The organism is Luteibacter sp. W1I16, assembly GCF_050434905.1.
GTDB lineage: Bacteria > Pseudomonadota > Gammaproteobacteria > Xanthomonadales > Rhodanobacteraceae > Luteibacter.
Genome location: NZ_JBNDJJ010000001.1, coordinates 1,279,000 through 1,298,787, shown reverse-complemented (window position 1 = coordinate 1,298,787; position 19,788 = coordinate 1,279,000). Strand labels below are relative to the sequence as shown.

The following is a 19,788-nucleotide window of genomic DNA, read 5'->3' as shown; positions in this document are numbered from 1 at the left end:
CGCGAGGCCACCCCTCCACTGACATCACCGGCCCTTCACTTCATAGGGCGCGAGGATCATCTTCGCTCCGCCGCGTGCGCCCACCAGCGGCTTCATGGTGGTGCCGTAGTTCCCTCCGCGCTCGATCACATAGAACGAATCCACGTAGTCCGCATCGTTCTGGAACCACTTGTCGTCCATGGCGTTGAGGATTTCGGCGCCCACCTTCGACACACCGGCGACGATCAGGGCAGGTGGTGCGCCGGGCGAGACCACGGTTGCCAGGCTTCCGACCGCCTTGGTGACGGCCACGGCCAGCGCCTTGAAGTTGGTGTTGCCATCTTCCTCGAAGAGCTGCACGTTGACGTAGTTGCTGCCGTAGTCCGTCCAGTTGATCAGGTCCATGTTCGGCGTGTACCAACGCTTGTCGTGGTCGAGCCAGGGCATGTCCTTCGTGATGAGTTGCGCCTTGCCATCGGGGCCGACGCCGGACACGATGGCGAAGATCTCGGCATCACCCTGCACATTCGGTTCCTGGTCGGATTCAAGGTGGATGTTCTTGAGAAGGGTCAGCTGTTCCGGTCCGGCCACGCGCGAGGTGCGGGTCCCGCCGCTGGACTGCACGCCGCCGTTGCGGAGCACCTCGTTCATGACGCTCATGCCGGCCCGGATCGCCGCGGAGCTGTCGGATTCGACGATGAGCATCGGCACGTCCGGCGTGGAGTCGAGTGAGAAGCGGCGCTCCTGCCCGGCAACGTCATAGGCGACCACCTGTTTTTCTCCGGTGGCCGGATCCTTGCTGACGGTCGCCGTCCAGAAGTCACGAATGCTCGCGATCGGCTGGCCCTTGTCCACGCCATGCACGCGGATATCGAAGAGCGCTTCCAGCGCGCCATCGAGACCGCGCAGCCGGATGGCCTGACGTTCCAGGTCGCGCAGGTCGGCGGTCGCGTCCTCCCTGGCTTGCGTGCCGTGTTCGGCGTAGTTGCGCAGCACGTCGGCCAGCGGCGCCTTGCCCTTGCTCAACTGTTCGCGAAAGGTGGCGTCGAAGGTGGGGTCGTTGACCAGGGCGGCGATGCCCTTGGCCACTTCCTCCCGGGCCTGGTTCACCGACGTGACCTCCGCGGCCATGATGGGTGAAGAAAGAGCGAGGGCCAGCGCGGTGCCGATGAGGGTGGTCTTGAGGATCCGTTTCATGGGGCTTCCTTAGGATGATGGGTTCGCGGTTCGCACCGCAGGGGTGTCGGCAGTCGCCCGATGAGAGGGGAGGGCTATGCCGATGCGGCGTCGCCGAAGTCGAGCCGCAACATCAAGGTAGTCGCCCTCGCCGATGGTCTTCTGTCGGCGGAGGCGCCGGTTCGTGTCGGCGTAGCGCCTGTCCTTCGCCTGTCCGAACCTTGAAGTTTTCCATCCTTTTTTCTTCCCCAACCCGGCTCGAACGCTTTCCTGGAACCCATAGAACGGTACAATCGGCCGTCATACCCGCGACCGTCCCGAGACAACGAGGCATACCCCATGAGCGAAATCCCCGGCGATCTGAAATTCCAGAAGTCCCACGAGTGGGTCCGCGTCGAACAGGACGGTACAGTCACCGTCGGCATTTCCGACCACGCGCAATCTGCGCTGGGCGACCTCGTCTACGTCGAACTGCCGGAAGTGGGCAGTGAAGTCGCGGCTCACGCCGGCGTCGCAGTCGTCGAATCGGTGAAGGCCGCCTCCGATATCTATGCTCCCGTTTCCGGCAAGGTGATCGCCGTGAACGACGCGCTCAGCGACAAGCCGGAGACGATCAACGAGGACGCCTATGGCGACGGTTGGATCTTCAAGTTGGAGATCTCCGACAAAGCCGAACTCGACGACCTGCTCGGTCCGGACGAGTACGCCGAACTCGCCGAGAACGACGATCACTGATCCCCTCTTCGAACCCCGAACATGGTGCCGGTCGACCTCGACCGGCATTTTTTTGTCCGTTTGGGCGGGTCCGGCAAAAATATTTTTTGCCCCCAGTTGAACTCCGTTCATCCCCCGGGAAGGGGTCCGACGACACCATCCGGGCGATCTCTCACGAACGCCATCTCACGTCGCCGCTTGTCGTCGTCGTTTCTCGTGGCGAACGAAAAATGCCTTTATTTAAGGTGTTTGCTGAACCGATAAATTCGCTCGGTATGTTTTGTTTTGGATGTCCAATTATCCGTGGCACTCGTCGCGACGGGTGCGAACGTACCTCGTCGGTGGCAGGGAAGGCCCGGCTATGCGTCCGCAAGGTCTTCAATTTAGAGCCAAAATTTATTGACAGCGGAAATGTTCAGGAATAGCTTTTGCGTCAATTGACGGGGAACCGGAAATGGAAACAGGAAAATTCATCAGGCCGTACGTGGAGCATGGTTCGAAAGCGGGCTCGGTTAGAAAGATCACAGTATCGATTCCGCTGCACATCCTCCGCCTGCTTTCCGATGAACGTACTCGCCGCCAGGTGAACAATTTGAGGCACGCGACGAACAGCGACCTGCTGGTCGAAGCGTTCCTCCACGCTTTTACTGGGCAACCACTGCCAACTGATGAGGAGCTGAGAAGAACTATGGCCACTGCCAAGAAAGCCACTGCCAAGAAGTCCGCCGCCAAAAGGGCGTCGAAGAAGTCCACCGTGAAGAAGACCGCCGCGCGCAAGTCGCCGGCAAAGAAGGCCTCGACCCGTAAGGTCGCGACCAAGAAGGCCGCGACCCGCAAGTCGCCGGCGAAGAAGGCTGCTGCTAAGAAGGTAGCCCGCAAGGCGCCCGCCAGGAAGGTCGCCGCCAAGAAGGCGGTGAAGAAGGCCGTTCGCAAGGCCCCCGCCAAGAAGACCGCGCGCAAGGCTGCACCGCGCAAGGCTGCTTCGAAGAAGGTCGCCGCCGCCAAGGTGGTCCGCGCGACCAAGGCCGCCAAGGCCAAGTAAGCGTCACCTTCCAATAAGAAAGTACGTTTTGCGAATTAGCTCCCCGCGGTGCCCAGCGCGGGGAGTCACTTCGAAAACTTGACCCCGGCCTGGCCGGGGTCGTTCGTTTCAGGGCTACCGATTTTTCCGCCCGGGAAAAGCTCCTAGGCCGCCCAACTGGATTCACGCGCCCATTACGGTTACCTTGTCGCCACATCGCGCTGCGGAGGACGGGGGGTTCTTCGCGTCAAGCCATCAGGGGGCGCGCGCCTTGCGGAGTCCGTTCTGTAACGCCATGGATAACCGTCATCGCTTTGCCGCGCGCTCGCGAGCCCGCGGCGCCATCAATCCCGTCACCCTCGCCGTCATCGCCATCGTGCTGGCGCTCGCGGTCGCGGCCTGGTTCCTGATCATCAAGCCCTACCGCGACGCGGCGGCCGGTTCCACACCGGTCCCCACCGCCGCGCAAAAGGCGGCGGCCACGCGCGAAGCGCCTCCGGCCAACGTGGACGCGCTCAGTGTCGACCAGCTGTTGGCCGAGGCGCGTACCGCCATGAACGAGCAGCGGCTCGTCGCGCCGGCGGGCAACAACGCCTTCGAGTTCTACATGAAGGTGTTGCAGAAGCAGCCTGGCAATCCGGTCGCCGCGGACGCGTTGCGCGAGACCTTCTCCTACGGCGCCGCCGCCACCGAGCAGACGATCAACCAGCGCGACTTCAACGAGGCGCAAAGGGAAATCGACCTGCTGGCCAAGGCCGATCCCGAGAACTACACGCTCACGATCCTTCGTTCCAAGCTGGACGCCCAGCGCAAGACGCTGGATCGCGAGCAGCAACAGGCGGTCGATGCGCAGAAGGCGCAGCTCGCCCAGCAGAATGCCGCCGCGGCCGCGAAGCTGCAGGCGGAGCAGGCTGCCGCCGCCGAAGCGCAACGCCAGCAGGCGGCTCGCGAACAGGCGGCACGGGTCGCGCAGCAACCCCAGGCGGCGAACGCCACGGCCGCGCGTCCGGCCGCCCCGACGCCGCGCGCACCCGCGGCGGATGCCGCCGATGCGATCAGCGATGCCGTGCTCATCCGCCAGGTCAGCCCGCGCTACCCCACGGCCGCGATGCGTGCGAACCAGGAAGGCTGGGTCGACGTGGAGTTGACGGTGGGCACGGATGGCACGGTGACCAACGTCGCCGTGGTCGATGCGCAGCCCAAGCACGTCTTCGATCGTTCCGCGATCGATGCCGTCAGCCGCTGGGAATACAAGCCGGCCACCCGCAACGGCGAACCGATGACCGTGACGCTACGGCGCCGGTTGCAGTTCAACCTCGGCAGGTAACGACAGGTCCAGCCGTGGCCGGCGCCGCGGCTGGATCAATCCGGTTTCTTCTTCCTGGCCGGCGTCTTCGCCGCGCTCTTCTTGACCGGGGTCTTGGTCGCCGCCTTCGCGCGCGACTTCGCCGGTGCCTTCGCGGCTTTCGCCACCGGCGCGGTGCGCGCCGAGCCTTCCACGCCCGCCCAGTCCACATGCGGCAAGCCGAGCAGGCTGTCGAACACCATCGGCATGAGGCCGGCCGGGATCGGCCCCGCGGCGTTCCACATCGTCACCACGCCCGCGTGGTACTTGGGGAAGAAGCCGATCATGGTGCGGTAACCCGACACGGCACCCGCGTGGTAGATGAGGTCTTCGTTGGCGTACTTGAACACGCGCCAGCCGAGCGCGTAGTGCGCATCCGTCACGCGCGCCCGGCGCCAGGGCAGCGAGCGCTCCTCGGAGGGCGTCGCCACTTCCGGCGCGTGCAGCACGTCGAGCAGCGGCGTGGGCAGCACGTCGGGACGGCCGCCCATCTGGGCCATCAGCCATTGCTCCATGTCGCGCAGGCTCGCATTCACGCCCGCCGCCGGAGCGACGCGGTAGTAGCTGTCGTTGGGCTCGTAGGGAATCCAGTTGTGCGGACCGCCGCGATGCGGACGGGCCCAGCTCTTGCTCGCCTCGAGTGCGTCACGGCCGTAGCTGGCGGTGGTCATGCCCAGCGGTGCGAAGATCCGGCGCTCCACCTGGCGGAAGAAATAATCGCCCGTGGTCGCGTAGATCACGTCGCCGATCATGCTGAAGGCGACGTTCTGATACCCGTAGCATTCGCCGACCTTGCAGGAGAGGTCGACCTCGTCGAGCTTGCGCACGAGCTCCTCGTACGGCGCGTCGGATTCGAGCATGGAATCGTAGGTGTTGCGTGGCAGGCCGAGCCGCTGGCCGAGGATATCCCTCACGGTGGCCTGCTGGGCCGCCTGCATGTCCTTGAGCTTGAAGTAGGGGATGGTGTCGATGAGCTTGGTGTCCCAGCTCAGGAACCCGGCGCGCACCAGTACGGCGGTGACGCCGGTGGCGAAGGCCTTCGACAGGGAGGCAAGGCGGAACACCGTTTCCGGCGTGGCGGGTTCCTTGGTCTTCGCATTCGCGTAGCCGATGGCGCGTTCATAGACGACCTTGTCGTCGACGATCACGGCGGTGACGATGGCCGGCGCGGCGTCGCGGGCCTCGGCGGCGTCGAGCCATTGCTTATAACTCTCGACGGTCGCCTTGACCCGTTCCGGCGGCAGCCTGACCGCCTCGGGATCGACGTGGACGACAGGCGGCTTCGGCGGCGGCGCGGCGAGCGCGAAGGGAGCGGCAACGGCGCAGGCGAAAGCGCAGGCGAGCAGGGAAGCGGAACGGAACGACATGCTTTTCTCGCGGGGTCGAGGCGTGGGGCACGCCGCGGAGTGGGGACGCCGGGAGGAGTCCGGACGTCGTTCCCGGCATTGTCTTTTACTTCCTCGTCCGCGACAACGGATGGTGCCTTGACGACGCTGAACGGCACGCCTCGCCATGCTAGGCTTCACCGACTCCACCGGACACGCCGGCCATCGTGAACGCACCACCGCATGCCACCCGGAGCAAGGGGATCACCCTGGCGCTCTCGGTCATCGCCTTCTTCCTGGTGCTGACTTCCTATTACGTCCTGCGACCCGTGCGCGACCAGCTCGTCGGCGCGGCCGGCTCGTCGTCGCTGCCGATGTTCTACGCGATCGTCTTCGTGGTCATGCTGGCGCTGACGCCCGTGTTCGGCTGGCTCGTCGCCCGGTTTCCCCGCAAGCAGGTGCTGCTGGGCAGCTACCTTTCCTTCATCGTCTGCCTGGTCGCCTTCGTCCCTGCGTTCGCTGCCCAGGACCGGATCGGCGCCGTGGCGCTCGGGCGGGTGTTCTTCGTCTGGGTGAGCGTCTTCAACCTGTTCGTGGTCTCGCTCTTCTGGAGCGTGATGGCGGACGTGTACCGGAGCGTGCAGGCGCGCCTGGTATTCCCGTTCATCGCGTTCGGCGGGATGGCCGGCGCGCTGGTGGGGCCGTTGCTCACGCGATCGCTGGTGCTTCGCCTGGGCGTGCCGTCCATGCTCGTGGTGTCGGCCGTTACGTTGCTGTTGGCCCTGGGAGCGCTCCTGGCGCTGCCTACGGACGAGGAAGGCAACGACCGCAGTGGGGGAGCCCCCGTCGGCGGCTCGATCCTGCAAGGTGCCAAGGCGGCGTTCTCACAGCCTTTCCTGCGCTACATGACCCTGCTGATGCTGCTGAGCGACGGCATCGCCACGTTGGCCTACGCATTGATGGCCGACTATACGAAAGCCCATTTCGCGGACAACGCCGCTCGCACGGCGTTCTACGCCGACCTCGACCTGTGGATCAACGGATTCGGCGCCTTGTTGCAGCTCACGCTCACGCCGCTGCTGTTGCGTGGCTTCGGCCCCCTCTGGGCACTCGTGCTGCCCTCGGTGGTGAACGTGGGACTGCTCCTGCTGCTGACCTTGCATGGTCCGTCGGAAGCCACGCTGTTCGGATTCGCCGTTCCGTTGATCGTGATCGTGCAGGTGGTCACGCGCGGGATGACCTACGGCATGACCAAGCCCGCTTCGGATGCGCTCTACACGCGCATGCCGCGCGAGGCGCGCTACAAGGGCAAGAACTTCATCGAGACGGCGGTCTGGCGCTTCGGTGACCTGGTCGTCACCAGCGGTCTCACCGGTCTTCACGCCGTGGGCGTGGGCATCGGGGGTATCGGCCTGATCGGCGCGGGACTGGCGGCCGTCGCCACCGATGTGGCCCGGCGCGCCGCGACCTCGCCGGACCTCGAACCGGAATCGAAGGACGACGCCTAGCCGACGATGTAGCTCTCGAGCTGGTTGATGGTTTCCTTCTGCTCGGAGATCGTGGCTTTCACCAGGTCGCCAATGGAGACCATGCCCACCACGCGACCGCCTTCCAGGACGGGCAGGTGGCGCAGGCGGCCGTCTGTACACAGGCGCATGCATTCGTCGACGGACGCATCCGGTGCGACCGTCACCACGCTGGCCGTCATGATGTCGGCCACGGGCGTGTCGCGCGACGAACGGTCCTTGAGGATCACCTTGCGCGCGTAATCGCGCTCGGAAACGATGCCGACCAGTTCGCTGCCCCGGATCACCGCCAGCGCGCCGACGTTCTTCTCGGCCATCTGCTGGATCGCTTCATAGACGGGCGCCTCGGGTGCGACGGCGAACACCGCCGTGCCCTTCGCTGCCAGGAGATGCTTGACCTGCTGCATGCTCGACTCCCCGGATGGACGCGGCGCGTGCCGCTCGGGCTCCAGTCTACCGCCGCGGCGGGCCGGCCAGGGTAACGATCAGGTGAAGGGCGGACGTTCGCCCCGGCGCGATTCCACGTAGTAGAGCGGCCGGCGTTTGGATTCGGAGTAGGTACGGCCGACGTATTCGCCGATGACGCCCAGCGCGAGCAACTGCGCGCCGCCGAGGAACAGGATCACCACCATGAGCGTGGGGTAGCCACGGACGGGGTCGCCCCATATCAGGACCTTCAGCAACACCCAGAGGCCGTAGAGGAAGGCGAGCGTGGCGGCGGAGACGCCGAGCCACGTGGCGATGCGCAAGGGTGCGGTCGAGAACGAGGTGATGCCCTCGATCGCGAGGTTGGTCAGCCGCCAGTAGTTCCATTTCGTGCTGCCGGCGTAGCGGGCATCGCGGTGGTAGGTGACGGCGGCCTGCCGGTAGCCGATCCAGGCGAACAGGCCCTTCATGAACCGCTGCCGCTCGCGGAGTTCACGCAGCGCTTCCACCGCGCGCCGCGACAAAAGGCGGAAGTCGCCGGTGTCGCGTGGCAGCGGGGTGTCGGACACGCGCTCCATCACGCGGTAGAAGGCGGCCGAGGTGAATTTCTTCGTGCGTGTCTCGCCGTCGCGTTCGCCGCGGGTCGCGTAGACCACGTCGTTGCCTTCGCGCCAGCGCGCGATGAGCGCGGGAATGACTTCGGGGGGATCCTGCAGGTCGGCGTCGATGACGACGACGGCATCGGCGTCCACCTGGTCCAGTCCGGCGGTGAGGGCGGATTCCTTGCCGAAGTTGCGCGAGAGCCGCATGGCTTCCACGCGTGGATCCCGGTCGGCCAGCGCGCACAGGCGTGCCCACGTCTCGTCCTGGCTGCCGTCGTCGACGTAGACGACGTGCGCGCTCGCCTCGATGGTGTCGAGGACCGCGCCCAGCCGGCTATGGAAGCTGTCGATGACCAGGGCTTCGTTATAGGCGGGAACGACGATGGCGAGAGAGAAGGGCATGGGCGTTCTCAACGGACCCGGCCGGCGACGGCGGCCGGGCGGGAAAGGTAGGCCGGCCCGCCGAGCTGGCCCATCTGCTGGGCGATCCACGCGGTACGCCGCTGCACGTAGGCAGTGGGCGCGTCGATGCGGAAGCGGCGCGGATTCGGCAAGACGGCGGCGAGCCGGGCGGCCTGGATGACGCCCAGCCGGTCGGGCGCGGTGTGGAAGAACACGTCGCTTGCCGCGCCGACGCCGTAGACGCCGTTACCCAGCTCGACGATGTTCATGTAGACCTCAAGGATGCGCCGCTTCGGCCACAGGGCCTCGATCAGCACCGTGAAGTAGGCTTCCAACCCCTTGCGCACGAAGCTGCGCCCGTTCCAGAGGAAGAGATTCTTGGCCACCTGCTGGCTGATGGTGCTGGCGCCGCGCAGGCGCTTGCCTTCGTCGGCGGCGTCGATCGCATCCTGGATCGCGTCCACGTCGAAGCCATGGTGGAAGGGGAACTTCTGGTCTTCACCCGCGACCATCGCGATGCCGACCTGCGGCGAGATGCGGTCCCACGGAACCCAGCGGTGCCGGTAAGTGAAATCCTTCTCGCCACTGGTCAGTGCCTCGACGCGGCGCTCCATGATCATCGCGCTGGTCCACGGCGGCACGAAACGCAGTACCCCAACCACCAGGCACGACAAGGCCACCCACGAAACGAGCAGCAGGCCGATAAGGCGGGCGATCCGGCGGAGCGGTGAACGGGGCGTCGGACTCATGGCGGCGCGGTGACGGAGGATGGCGCAGTATAAGGGCCTGGACCTTCGCGGGCTTGCTGGCGCGCCGGCGAGTCCCCATCTTCCGTCGGATCACCCAGGAGACCGCCGTGACCGATTCGATCGTCGAAACCCTTGCGTCCGAAGACGTATTGCACCGCTTCATGCTCGAGAAGGCGGGCGTGCGCGGCGTACTGGTGCGCCTTGGTGCCAGCTGGCACGAGATCGCCTCGCGGGTCGACTACCCGGCAGGCTTGCGTGACACGCTGGGCCAGGCCGTGGCCGCCAGCGCGCTGCTCACGGGCAACATCAAGTTCGAGGGCTCGCTGTCGCTGGAATTCAAGAGCCAGGGTCCGCTGCACCTGCTTTTCGCCGAATGCACCGACAAGGGCCGCCTGCGCGGTCTTGCGCGCTACGACACGGCAGCCTTGCCTCCGCGGCTCGAGCTGGGCGGCCTGCCCGAGGCGATGCTCGCCATCACCATCGGCCACGCCGAGCGCGGCCGTTACCAGGGTGTCGTGGACCTGGATGACGCCGAGTCGATCGGCCAGGCGCTGGAAAACTATTTCGAACGGTCGGAGCAGCTTCCCGCGCGCATCCTGCTTGCCGCCAATGGCAAGCACGCCGTGGGCCTGATGCTGCAGCCGGTGCCAGGCGAGGGTGGCCACAGCGCGGCCGAGGACGATGACGATGCCTGGGCACGAGTCGGCCATCTCACGGCCACCCTCAGCGCCAGCGAGATGCTCGCCACGCGGCCGGAGGAATTGCTGTATCGCCTCTACCACGAGGAATCGGTCCGCCTCTACGAACCGAAACCGCTGGCCTTCGGTTGCACCTGCTCGCAGGAACGCGTGGAAGGCATGTTGCGTGCGCTGGGGCGCGAGGAAGTGGAAGCCACGCTCGACGACCGCGAAGGCGAGATCGAAGTGATCTGCGAGTTCTGCGCCACCCGCTACATCTTCGACCGCGTGGACGCGGAGCGCCTGCTCACCCAGGTGGACACGCCGCCGTCACCCTCGACGTTGCAGTAGTCAGGCGTCCAGCGACAATGGCGAGCCGAGCCATTTGCTCGCCGGCGCGGGCTGGGCGAAGAGGAAGCCCTGGCCGAAACGGCAGCCGATCCGGCGCAGGGCGCGCATTTGCGACTCGGTTTCGATGCCCTCCGCGATCACCTGCATGCGCAACGAGTCGGCCAGCGCCTGGATCGCGCGAACGACCGCGGTGCTGTGAGCCTCACTGTCCTCGGCAGGCAGTTCGATCACGAACGAACGATCGATCTTGAGGGTCTCGATCGGATACTGGTGCAGGTAACTGAGGGACGAATAGCCGGTACCGAAGTCGTCCAGCGCGATGCCCACGCCATGGTCGCGAAGGTTCTCGAGGATGCGCTTCACCTGGGCCGGATTTTCCAGCAGCGCGCGTTCCGTCACTTCCACGCGGATGGAACGCGCGGGCACCTTGTGCTCGAGCAGCAGGTCGAGCAGGCGCTGGTCGAGGTCCGGCGAGCGGAAGTGGCTGCCGGAGACGTTGATGCTGATGAAGCCTTCATCGCCGACCAACGCGCGCGCCTGGCGGGCCACCTGTTCGAAGATCTGCCAGTCGATCGCCTCCGAGCAACCGGTGTCCTCGGCCACGGAAAGGAATTCCCCAGGTGACAGCAAGCCGCGCTCCGGATGGCGCCAGCGCAGCAGGGCTTCGTAACCGACCACGCGGTGGTCTTCCAGGTCGACGATCGGCTGGAAGAACGGCACGAACTCGTTGCGCGTGAGCGCGCGGCGCAGGTCGCCTTCCAGCTCCAGCAAGGACAGCGCTTCGCGGCGCAGGCGGTCGTCGAACACGGCCGCGCGGTGGCGGCCTTCGTCCTTCGCCCGGTACATCGCCGAATCGGCGTCGCGCAGCAGTTCCTCAGGCCGCGTGTACTCAGGCGTAGGCAGCGCGATACCGATGGAGGCGGAGGTGAAGATCTCTTTCGCCCCGAGCCGGAACGGGGTCTGCAACTGCGCGATGATGCGTTCGGCGATATGCGTGGCGGACTGTGGATCGACGATCCCTTCGACCAGGACGGCGAACTCGTCGCCCCCCAGGCGGGCCACCACGTCGCGCGTCTTCAGGCAGGCCCGGATGCGGCCGCCGACCTGGAACAGCAGGTCGTCGCCGACGAGATGACCCACCGAGTCGTTGATGACCTTGAAGCGGTCGAGGTCGATGAAGAGCACCGCGAACAGGTCGGCGGAATTCTCGCGGTAATGATTGAGCGCCTGCTCGAGCCGTTGCAGCAACAAGGTGCGGTTGGGCAGGCCGGTAAGTGAATCGTGCAGGGTTTCGTACTTGAGACGGCGCTCCACGCGCTCGCGCTCGGCGATCTGTTCGCGCAGGTCGCGATTGGCCAGGGCCAGGGCGCGCGTGCGCTCGGTCACGCGGCGCTCGAGGCTGGCGTAAGCCTGCTTCAGCGATTCGGTGGTGTACTTGCGCTGCAAGGCGTTGGCGATGTGGTAGCTGACGAAGGTCAGCAGTTCCTGGTCGCGCGCGCTGTAGGTGTGCTCGGGCGTATAGCTCTGCACGGCCAGCACGCCCATGGACTTCTCGTTCCAGATCAGCGGCACGCCCAGCCAGTGCAGGGAACGCGCTCCACTCGGGGAGAGCACATGGTCGCGGTTGAGCCGGTCGATCTCGTCACGGTCGGCGAGCAGGGCCTTGCCGTTACGCAGCACGAACTCGGTCAGGCCGCGGCCGAGCTCACGCGGTTCGCGCACGCCGTCCAGCTCGTCGACCGAATACGGGAAGGTGAGCTTGTTCTGGTCTTCCGAAAGCAGGGCGATGTAGAAGTTGCGCGCATACAGCAGGCCACCGATGACCCGGTGCACCGCCGCGTAGAAGTTCTCGATGCTATCGGAAGTATTGGCGAGTTCCGCGATCCGGAACAACGCCGCCTGCAAGCGCTCGCCACGCTGGCGCTGCAGCACCTGCTGGCGCAGCACCCGGTTGGCCTCGCGCAGGGCTGCCGTGCGCGTGGTGACGCGGCGCTCCAGTTCCTCGTGGGCCTGCCGGCGTTCGAGCGCCGTCTGCACGTGCTGCGCCACGTAGGTGAGCAGCTCGCGGTCGTTTTCCGTGTAGTGCGTGTCGTCGCGATAGCTTTGAACCACCAGCGCGCCGACCACGTCTTCACCGCGCTTCATGGGCACGCCCAGCCAGTCGTCGCTGGGCGGTCCGATCGGCACGCGCGGGCCGGGCAGGTTCTTCTCCAGCTCGCTGCTGGCGCCCATCATCGAACGGCCGCTCTGCAACACGTGCCAGGTGAGGGTGTTCTCGATCGCCTCGATGGTGCGGACACCCTCGGGATCGGGAATGTCCTGGTCTTCCGTATCGACGAAATAGGGGAAGCGGACGGTGCGGTTCTGCGCGTCGTACAGGACGATGAAGAAGTTCTCGGCATACATGAGGCTGCCCACGATGCCGTGTAGCGCGCTCATCATGTCCTTCATGTTGTGCTCGGCGCCCGCCTGCTCGGCGATCGCGTACAGCGCCCGTTGCAGCCGCTCGGCGAGGGCCAGCCGCGAGATCGCCTCGTAGAGGTTCGCCGTTTCAGCGAGCTGGCGCAGCCGGGCCGATGCCAGGCGGCCGAGCCAGGCGAGCATGTCCCCGCCCGCGGACACGTCGGCGTCGCTGGTGACGAGATCCAGGATGCGCTCGCTCTGTGGATCGACGGCCAGCTCGAGCGCCCCCGGTGTGGTCGCTTCGGTACTCCCCACCGGCCGCCAGGCCACCTTCGCGTCCGGAAGGATGCACTGGACGAAGGTTTCGCATTCCGCGCGCACGCTCTCCGCGTCCGCGGCGCGCAGCAACCTTTCCACGGCGTCCTGCAACGGCTCTACCTCGCCGTGACCGGGCGCCTGCAAGGTCGGGCTGTGGGATGGAGCGAAAGTCATCGCCTGACGAGGTTCCGGTCGTGGTCGGGCCAGTCTATATGTGTTAACGCAGCCGTGCGATGGGCGTGAAAGCCAATCTCACGGGCGCTGCGCCTGGGTGCCCGAATCTTCCCTTGCCGTCATAAACGGCAGCTAATCCGAATACTGAAGGGGTCTCTCCGGGGTGTTAGTAAAAAGTAAAATGGTTTAGACTGATGTCGTTCCCGTCAGGCTGAGGCGGGACCTCGGGGAATCTCAGCCGCTGCCGATAAAGACCACGATGCGCAGATCCTTACTCACCATGCTTCTGTTCATGCCGCTCGCCGCGGCAGGGCAAGTCGCGCCGGTGGGTTCGGACGCGACGGCGTCGCAGCTGCTGGGCCAGCAACCGGTGTCGTCGGGCCGCGCGGACCAGGGCAGCCTGCCTTTGTGGCGCGCCCCGGATGGCCGCACGTTGTCCCTGCAGTCCGACGACCGCGCCGACCCGGCCAAGCCGCTGGCGCTGCGCCCGGTGGACTCGGGTCCGTTCCTTTCCAGTGGCCTGCAGTATGACCTCGGACCGCGTGTCCAGGCCCATGCCAGTGTCAGTGGCCAGGGCTGGATCAACTCGGTGGAATCCTGCAGCACCTCGGCCGGCAACACCGATCGTTGCAGCACGCCCGGCGCACCTCCGCGCATCGTCGGCAGCGAATTGGGCGCCACCTTCCGCGGCACGGGCTACAGCGTGGGCGTAGGGGTCGGGTCCAGCCGTCCGACAGGTACCGGCGCGGCCTTGCCTCGCGTCGTTCCGGGCCTCGCCACGGCTTCTGGATTGCCCATCAGTGCGCTTTCCTCCAGCACCGAATTGAATGCCCACGGCCGTGTCGACCTTGGCGCGCGCAGCGGGATCGACCTTGGCGCGAGCATCGGCCGGATTCGCCTGCTGCCGGGCAACCTGCTCGGTATCGGCGCCGTGGACCAGAAGGCGCTGAGTTTCGGCGTGGATCGCGGCCCGTTGTCGGGTTCGATCACCGGACGCACGATGCAGCCGGAAGCCAATGCCGTGAATGGCATCAATCCCGACCGTCGTTGGAGCGCCATCGACCTCGGTGTGACCTGGCGCCTGCCCTGGCGCGGTGAGTTGTCCGTAGGCGCGCAGAACGTGTGGTCTTCGGGTAACGCCCCGAGCAGCCCCGCCGGCCCTGAGCCGGACCAGTCCCGCACACCCTACGTGCAGTACCACCAGGATCTCTGAGGCCGAACAGCCGGCCCCTGAAAGCAGGTTCTTCGGGCGAATTCGTCTGTTGTCACGGCTCCCTCACCCGGGTGGGAAGCGGCTGGCCCGCGATGCTCAATCTTCTGCTCGCGAAGGAAGCTTTGAGTTGATCAAGCCGGGCTTTTACCGCTCGCCCGAATGCGATGCAAAGCCTCACTCGCTCGAAATGGGTGGCGAATCGCGGGCCAGCCCGCTTCCCACCCGGCAGCTTCCTTCGCCGTCCTTAGCGACCGGCGCCGCGTATGCGGACATCGCCGCTGAACGATTCGACGTGGATGAAGGCGTCGCCGCCGCCGACCGTGGTTTTCAGTTCCTTGCCCGGGCCATCGTCGCCACGCGAGGGATTGCCCCAGTCGCTGCGCAGGTCACCACTGAAGGTCGAGGCTTCGAGCCGTGCCGAGGCGTCGGCAGGCAGCTGGACTTGCACGTCGCCGCTCATCGAATCGATGTCGAGCTTGCCGCCGCGCGCCGGCGTGCCGTTGACCTGCGTGTCGCCGGACACCGTGCTGAAGCTGGCCTCCTTCCACGGGCCGCCGCCGATGGTCATGCGGCCCGAGACCGTCTGGGCATCCACCTTGTCGCCGATGTTCGGTGCCGTGATGTCGCCGGAGACCGTCTGCAGGTCGGCCTCTCCAGCGCGGCCGGCGAGGTCGATCGTGCCACTGACGGTCTGCATGCTGACATGAGGCGACCGCACGTTGGCGCGGATGCGTCCGCTGACCGACTCGATGTCGATCTTGCCGCCGTCCAGGCCGTCGATGCTGACCGGGGCACTGACCACGTTCACGTGCACTTCCACGGACCGGGGCACGCGCACGTTGAGGATCGTCGGCTGCATGCGTGAGTCGTTGCCCCAGCTGAACCAGTTGCCCTTCTTCTCGTCACCTTCGACGCGGATCTCCACGTTGCGGTCGTCGCCGTCGAGTTCGAGCGGGCGGGCGCCGTCGCCAAGGCTGCCGGAGACCTGCACCTGGTTCTTGTCCCAGGCGGTGACGGTGACTTCGCCCTTGACGTTCTCGATGCTGATCTTCGCGTTGGGGCGGATGTCTTTCGACAGGTTGATCGGCGTCGAGGCCAGGGCCTCGCCGATCGAAAGCGCCAGCAGCAGGGGGGTGAGATATAGCGTTTTCATGGGTAGTGTCCTGGCTGTTCGCGTTTAGCCGGCTTGCTTTTCGAGGTTGCGCAGACGGTCGCGCTGGCGTTCGGTGCGTAGCAGCAGGCGCTGCAACGCGGCTGAATCGGGGGAGTCCTGCATGGCCTGCGTGAGCTCCATGCGTGCGGCGTCGAGTTCCACCGCCGCGCCGGACAGCCGCGGATCGGAGGGCTTCCACGACTGCCCCGCCGCCATGCCCGCCTGGTCGGTGGGCGAGACCAGGTGCAGGCCCAGCCCGCCACCCAGGACGGCGACTCCGGCGATGGCCGCTGCCATCAGCCAGGGACGTGCCCGGCGGTGTCGTATCGCGGACGCGCCCGGCGCCTCGTCGAGACGGGCTTCGATACCGGTCCACAGGTCGCGATGGGGCACGACAGGGCGGTTGAGGGAGCGCATCTGGCGCAGGTAGTCGAGTTCGTTCATGGTTTATCTCCCAGCGCGCGGCGGAGCAGTCCACGCGCACGGTGCAACTGTGCTTTCGAGGAGCCCACCGCCATCGAAAGTTCGATGGCGATCTCCTCGTGTTTCCAACCTTCCACATCGTGCAGCACGAGTACGGCACGGGCCCGCGGTGGCAGGCATGCGATGGCTTTTTCCAGCTCGCCGCGCTCGAACGCGCGGACGGGGTTGTCGATGTCGGTGATCTCCGGCAGGTGCTCGTCGTCGACGATGCTGACGGGATCGGCGTTGCGGGCGCGTATGGACATCAGCGCCACATTGACCGCCAGACGGTACACCCATGTTCCGAAGGCACTTTCGAAACGGAAACCGTCCAGCTTCTGCCAGGCGCGGACGAAGGCTTCCTGGGTCAGGTCCTCCGCACGGGCATGATCGAAAGCCGCCAGCCGCAGAACGGCGCCGTAGACGCGATCCGCATGGCGCCGGTAAAGCGTTTCGAAGGCCCTGCGGTCACCGGCCACGGCCGCGCGCACGATGTCGTCGTCCGACGAGGCGGCGGGCAGCTCAGGCTGCATGAAGGACGTGGCGGCGATGCATAGGGCGTTCATCTTGCCAGCTTGGATGCGGGCAAGGGGGAAACGGTTTAACGAGAAGGTGCCCGCCCGCCAAGGAGGAAGGCAGCCCCGGCCTTTGTGGGAGCAACTGTCTTTTTGCTTTGGCTCCTCAAGGTGCGGAAGATCGCCAGCCGACCTGATCACGGACCATGGCGTTGATGGCGTTGATGGCGGTGATGAAGCTGCGCATGCAGGCGACGAGGGCGACCTTGGCCAGCTTTCCGCGCGCCCGTAGGGCGCGATACCGTGCGCCGAGGGCGCTGCCCTTGACGCGGATGGCGGACCAGGTAGCCATGTAGAGCGCACGTCGGACGACCCATCGGCCGGCGCGGACGCGTCGAGGCCCGTCGCGCCGGCCGCTTTGGTCGACGTACGGCGCGACACCGACCAGCGCCGCGATCTGTTGTCGCGACAGTCGCCCCAGCTCGGGCAGGTAGGCCAGCAACGTCGCTTCCGTCACCGGTCCCACGCCGGGCACCTCGCGCAACCGTGACGCGGGCGCCGCCGCCGTCGTGGCCGTGGCGATGCGCTTGTCCAGGTCGGCGATCTGGACCTTGGCCGCCTCGATCATGGCCTGCAGGGCATGCCGTGCCGCGGCCAGCCGGGTCTGCGCCAGGCGGCGGCGGTTGTCATCGCGCTGTCCGACCAGTTGCAGACGGCAACGCAGCAACTCGGCCAGTTCCGCTCGCCCGGGCGAGGGCGCTTGATACGGTTGGGGCGTCACATGGGCGGCCATGCGGGCCAGGACCTGCGCGTCCAGGGCATCGCTCTTGGCGAAGTGGCCCAGGGCCCGTGCGTAGGCGGTGGCCCGGTGCGAGGCCAGGCGCGTGACGCAATAACCGGCCTGGGCCAAGGCGTCGAGAATGCCTCGTTCGTAACCGCCCGTGGCCTCGATGGCGATGTGCTGGACCGCCTGTGGCGCCAGCGCATCAAGCAACGCGCGGTGCCCTTGGGGCGAGTTGGCGAAGCGCCCGCCGGGGCCGCGGGGATGGCAGGCCACGTCCAGCGTGGCTTTGCCCACGTCGATACCTACAAAGATGCTCATGGCTTCACTCCGGAGTACGATCGGCAGTGAGAGCACCTCCACCATGCCCCGGCTTGTGAATTCGAGGTACGACTCGAGCAACTGTTCGGGCTGTAGTGGAGGGAGTGCGGCAGCCCTAGCTCCCACACGTGCTCGCAGCACTGCCGTCCATCGGCTTGCCGCACTCCGCTCTCACCTCCAAGCCTAGCCCTTCGGAAAGACACAAGCCGACCTTGTCGGCGGCACGGCCCGCCCCGAGGTCGGGGCAGGCCGTAAGAACGCAAGGTCAGGCCACGTGCGCCGCGCGCTTCCCTGCGTAGGCGGCATCGAGCGCCTTGCTTACACGCTCACGCTCGGCCTTCAGCCGCTCCGGCATGCGCTCGCCGAAGCCATCGAGGTACAGCCCGATGGCGCGCAGTTCCTCCTGCCATCCCTCGACGTCGACGCGGAGAAGTTCCTCCAGCGTGCCCGGCGTCAGGGACAGGCCATCGGTGTGGAGTTCGCCTTTCGCGGGGACGGTTCCGATCGGCGTATCCACACCCTTGGCCAGCCCCTCCACGCGCTGGATCATCCAGTCGAGCACCCGCAGGTTCTCGCCGTAGCCCGGCCACATGAAGCGCCCGTCGGCGTCCTTGCGGAACCAGTTCACGTGGAAGATGCGCGGCAATTTCGCGCCCGGCTTGTCGAACGAGAGCCAGTGGGCGAAGTAGTCGGCGAAGTTGTAGCCGCAGAACGGCTTCATCGCCATGGAATCGCGGCGAAGCACACCGACGGCGCCCGTCGCGGCAGCGGTGGTTTCCGACCCCATGGCCGCGCCGACGAGCACGCCATGTGCCCAATCCTTCGCTTCGAATACCAGCGGGACCAGCGATGGACGGCGGCCGCCGAAGACGATCGCCGAGATAGGCACGCCGGCGGCATCTTCCGATTCCGGCGCCCAGCTCGGGCATTGCCTGGCGCTCACGGTGAAGCGCGAATTCGGATGGGCGGCCGGCCCGTTGACGCCATCGTAGGGGCGGCCCTGCCAATCGGTGACGGGTTCGCCTTTGCCGAGGCCTTCCCACCAGGGACGGTTGTCGGCGGTCAGCGCCACGTTGGTGAAGATCGCATCGTGGCCGAGCGTTTCCAGCGCCGTGGGATTGGTGCTGGCGCTGGTGCCCGGAGCCACGCCGAAATAACCGGCTTCCGGATTGATCGCCCAGAGGCGCCCGTCCTTTCCCGGAGTCATCCAGCAGATGTCGTCGCCGACGGTCCAGACTTTCCAGCCGGCCTTGCGGTAGCCCTCGGTCGGGATGAGCATCGCCAGGTTGGTTTTGCCACAGGCCGAAGGGAAGGCCGCGGCGATGTAGTGCTTTTCGCCCTTGGGATTCTCGATGCCGACGATGAGCATGTGCTCGGCGAGCCATCCTTCGCGGCGCGCCTGATAGCTGGCGATGCGCAGCGCATGGCATTTCTTGCCGAGCAACGCATTGCCGCCGTAGCCCGAGCCGATCGACTTGATCGAGAGTTCCTCGGGGAAATGCATGATGAAACGGCGCTCCGGGTCGAGATCGCCCGTGGAGTGCAGGCCCTTCACGAACTGGCCTTCGCGCTCGATGCGGGCGAGTGCCGGGGCGCCCATGCGGGTCATGATGCGCATGTTGGCGACGACGTAGGGGCTGTCGGTGATCTCGACGCCACAGCGCGCGAGCGGCGAGTCGATCGGACCCATGCAATAGGGAATCACGTACATCGTACGGCCGCGCATGGCGCCGGCGAACAACGCGTCGATCTTGGCATGCGCTTCGGCCGGGGCCATCCAGTGATTGTTCGGGCCGGCGTCTTCCTCGTTCGGAGTGCAGACGAACGTCAGGTGTTCCACGCGCGCGACATCCGACGGGTGCGAGCGATGCAGGTAGCTGCGGGGATTGCTCTCCGCATTGAGCGGGAGGAGGTCGCCACTGGCTAGCATCGTCTGGACGAGTTCGGCGTATTCCGCTTCCGAGCCGTCGCACCAGCGAACGGAGGCGGGCTCCGTCAACGCGGCGACCTCGTCGACCCATCGATTCAATGCTTCCAGTGAACTGCCGTGCGATCGCATCCTTGGTGGTCTCCAGTTAAACGCAAGCGGAGACAGTAGTTTGCGCTGCCTGGTATTGGCAAGGCACGGCGCAGCAAACGCGCGCGTGCCATTCAG

The 19,788-nt window shown here is 66.2% G+C and carries 17 protein-coding genes; 6 read left to right on the top strand and 11 right to left on the bottom strand.

Annotated elements, in window-relative coordinates; translation table 11 throughout:
* Positions 1-24: 24 nt before the first annotated feature.
* Entirely contained in the window at positions 25-1,176 is a 1,152-nt protein-coding gene (locus QFZ41_RS05860) for a DUF3103 family protein (RefSeq protein ID WP_429197889.1), read from the bottom strand.
* 318 nt (positions 1,177-1,494) lie between these two features.
* Between QFZ41_RS05860 and gcvH the strand changes: the two genes are divergently transcribed.
* The 3 genes from gcvH to QFZ41_RS05845 all read left to right on the top strand — a co-directional run bounded on the left by gcvH (position 1,495) and on the right by QFZ41_RS05845 (position 4,217).
* On the top strand, positions 1,495-1,890 hold the full coding sequence (gcvH, locus tag QFZ41_RS05855) for a glycine cleavage system protein GcvH (RefSeq protein ID WP_429197888.1): 396 nt from the start codon (positions 1,495-1,497) through the stop codon (positions 1,888-1,890).
* A gap of 433 nt (positions 1,891-2,323) precedes the next feature.
* The gene (gene metJ, locus QFZ41_RS05850; RefSeq protein ID WP_429197887.1) at positions 2,324-2,911 is read left to right on the top strand and encodes a met regulon transcriptional regulator MetJ; all 588 of its coding nucleotides are present in this window, start codon (positions 2,324-2,326) and stop codon (positions 2,909-2,911) included.
* 274 nt (positions 2,912-3,185) lie between these two features.
* Complete coding sequence (locus QFZ41_RS05845) at positions 3,186-4,217, top strand: energy transducer TonB (protein WP_429197886.1); 1,032 nt, start codon at positions 3,186-3,188, stop codon at positions 4,215-4,217.
* 35 nt (positions 4,218-4,252) lie between these two features.
* On the opposite strand, the gene QFZ41_RS05840 is transcribed toward QFZ41_RS05845, so the two are convergent.
* A complete protein-coding gene (locus QFZ41_RS05840) occupies positions 4,253-5,602 on the bottom strand; it encodes a serine hydrolase domain-containing protein (RefSeq protein WP_429197885.1) in 1,350 nt (449 codons plus the stop codon).
* A gap of 185 nt (positions 5,603-5,787) precedes the next feature.
* On the opposite strand from QFZ41_RS05840, the gene QFZ41_RS05835 reads away from it, so the two are divergent.
* A complete protein-coding gene (locus QFZ41_RS05835; RefSeq protein ID WP_429197884.1) occupies positions 5,788-7,068 on the top strand; it encodes an NTP/NDP exchange transporter in 1,281 nt (426 codons plus the stop codon).
* Here the strand turns inward: QFZ41_RS05835 and QFZ41_RS05830 are convergent.
* The 3 genes from QFZ41_RS05830 to mtgA form a co-directional block, all read right to left on the bottom strand.
* Positions 7,065-7,493, bottom strand: a complete 429-nt coding sequence (locus QFZ41_RS05830; RefSeq protein ID WP_429197883.1) for a CBS domain-containing protein — start codon at positions 7,491-7,493, stop codon at positions 7,065-7,067. The genes QFZ41_RS05835 and QFZ41_RS05830 overlap by 4 nt on opposite strands.
* A 78-nt stretch (positions 7,494-7,571) precedes the next feature.
* A complete protein-coding gene (locus tag QFZ41_RS05825; protein WP_429197882.1) occupies positions 7,572-8,516 on the bottom strand; it encodes a glycosyltransferase family 2 protein in 945 nt (314 codons plus the stop codon).
* Between the two features lie 8 nt (positions 8,517-8,524).
* Positions 8,525-9,265: a monofunctional biosynthetic peptidoglycan transglycosylase gene (gene mtgA, locus QFZ41_RS05820; protein WP_429197881.1), complete on the bottom strand. Its 741-nt coding sequence runs from the start codon at positions 9,263-9,265 to the stop codon at positions 8,525-8,527.
* Positions 9,266-9,372: 107 nt separating this feature from the next.
* On the opposite strand from mtgA, the gene QFZ41_RS05815 reads away from it, so the two are divergent.
* Positions 9,373-10,293, top strand: coding sequence for an Hsp33 family molecular chaperone HslO (locus tag QFZ41_RS05815; RefSeq protein WP_429197880.1), 921 nt, complete (start codon positions 9,373-9,375; stop codon positions 10,291-10,293).
* On the opposite strand, the gene QFZ41_RS05810 is transcribed toward QFZ41_RS05815, so the two are convergent.
* Positions 10,294-13,188 (bottom strand): bifunctional diguanylate cyclase/phosphodiesterase, encoded by a 2,895-nt coding sequence (locus tag QFZ41_RS05810; RefSeq protein ID WP_429197879.1) that lies wholly within the window; start codon positions 13,186-13,188, stop codon positions 10,294-10,296.
* A gap of 259 nt (positions 13,189-13,447) precedes the next feature.
* On the opposite strand from QFZ41_RS05810, the gene QFZ41_RS05805 reads away from it, so the two are divergent.
* Positions 13,448-14,401, top strand: coding sequence for a hypothetical protein (locus QFZ41_RS05805; protein ID WP_429197878.1), 954 nt, complete (start codon positions 13,448-13,450; stop codon positions 14,399-14,401).
* A gap of 244 nt (positions 14,402-14,645) precedes the next feature.
* Here the strand turns inward: QFZ41_RS05805 and QFZ41_RS05800 are convergent, their stop codons facing one another.
* The 5 genes from QFZ41_RS05800 to QFZ41_RS05780 all read right to left on the bottom strand — a co-directional run bounded on the left by QFZ41_RS05800 (position 14,646) and on the right by QFZ41_RS05780 (position 19,692).
* Complete coding sequence (locus tag QFZ41_RS05800; protein WP_429197877.1) at positions 14,646-15,554, bottom strand: DUF4097 family beta strand repeat-containing protein; 909 nt, start codon at positions 15,552-15,554, stop codon at positions 14,646-14,648.
* 24 nt (positions 15,555-15,578) lie between these two features.
* Positions 15,579-15,998 carry a hypothetical protein gene (locus tag QFZ41_RS05795; protein ID WP_429197876.1) on the bottom strand — a complete coding sequence of 140 codons (420 nt, stop codon included), beginning with the start codon at positions 15,996-15,998 and terminating at the stop codon, positions 15,579-15,581.
* Positions 15,995-16,582 (bottom strand): RNA polymerase sigma factor, encoded by a 588-nt coding sequence (locus tag QFZ41_RS05790; protein WP_429197875.1) that lies wholly within the window; start codon positions 16,580-16,582, stop codon positions 15,995-15,997. The genes QFZ41_RS05795 and QFZ41_RS05790 overlap by 4 nt, the downstream gene beginning before the upstream one ends.
* Before the next feature lie 115 nt (positions 16,583-16,697).
* Positions 16,698-17,633, bottom strand: a complete 936-nt coding sequence (locus tag QFZ41_RS05785) for an IS110 family transposase (RefSeq protein ID WP_429197874.1) — start codon at positions 17,631-17,633, stop codon at positions 16,698-16,700.
* 265 nt (positions 17,634-17,898) lie between these two features.
* The gene (locus QFZ41_RS05780) at positions 17,899-19,692 is read right to left on the bottom strand and encodes a phosphoenolpyruvate carboxykinase (GTP) (RefSeq protein ID WP_429197873.1); all 1,794 of its coding nucleotides are present in this window, start codon (positions 19,690-19,692) and stop codon (positions 17,899-17,901) included.
* Positions 19,693-19,788: the final 96 nt, after the last annotated feature.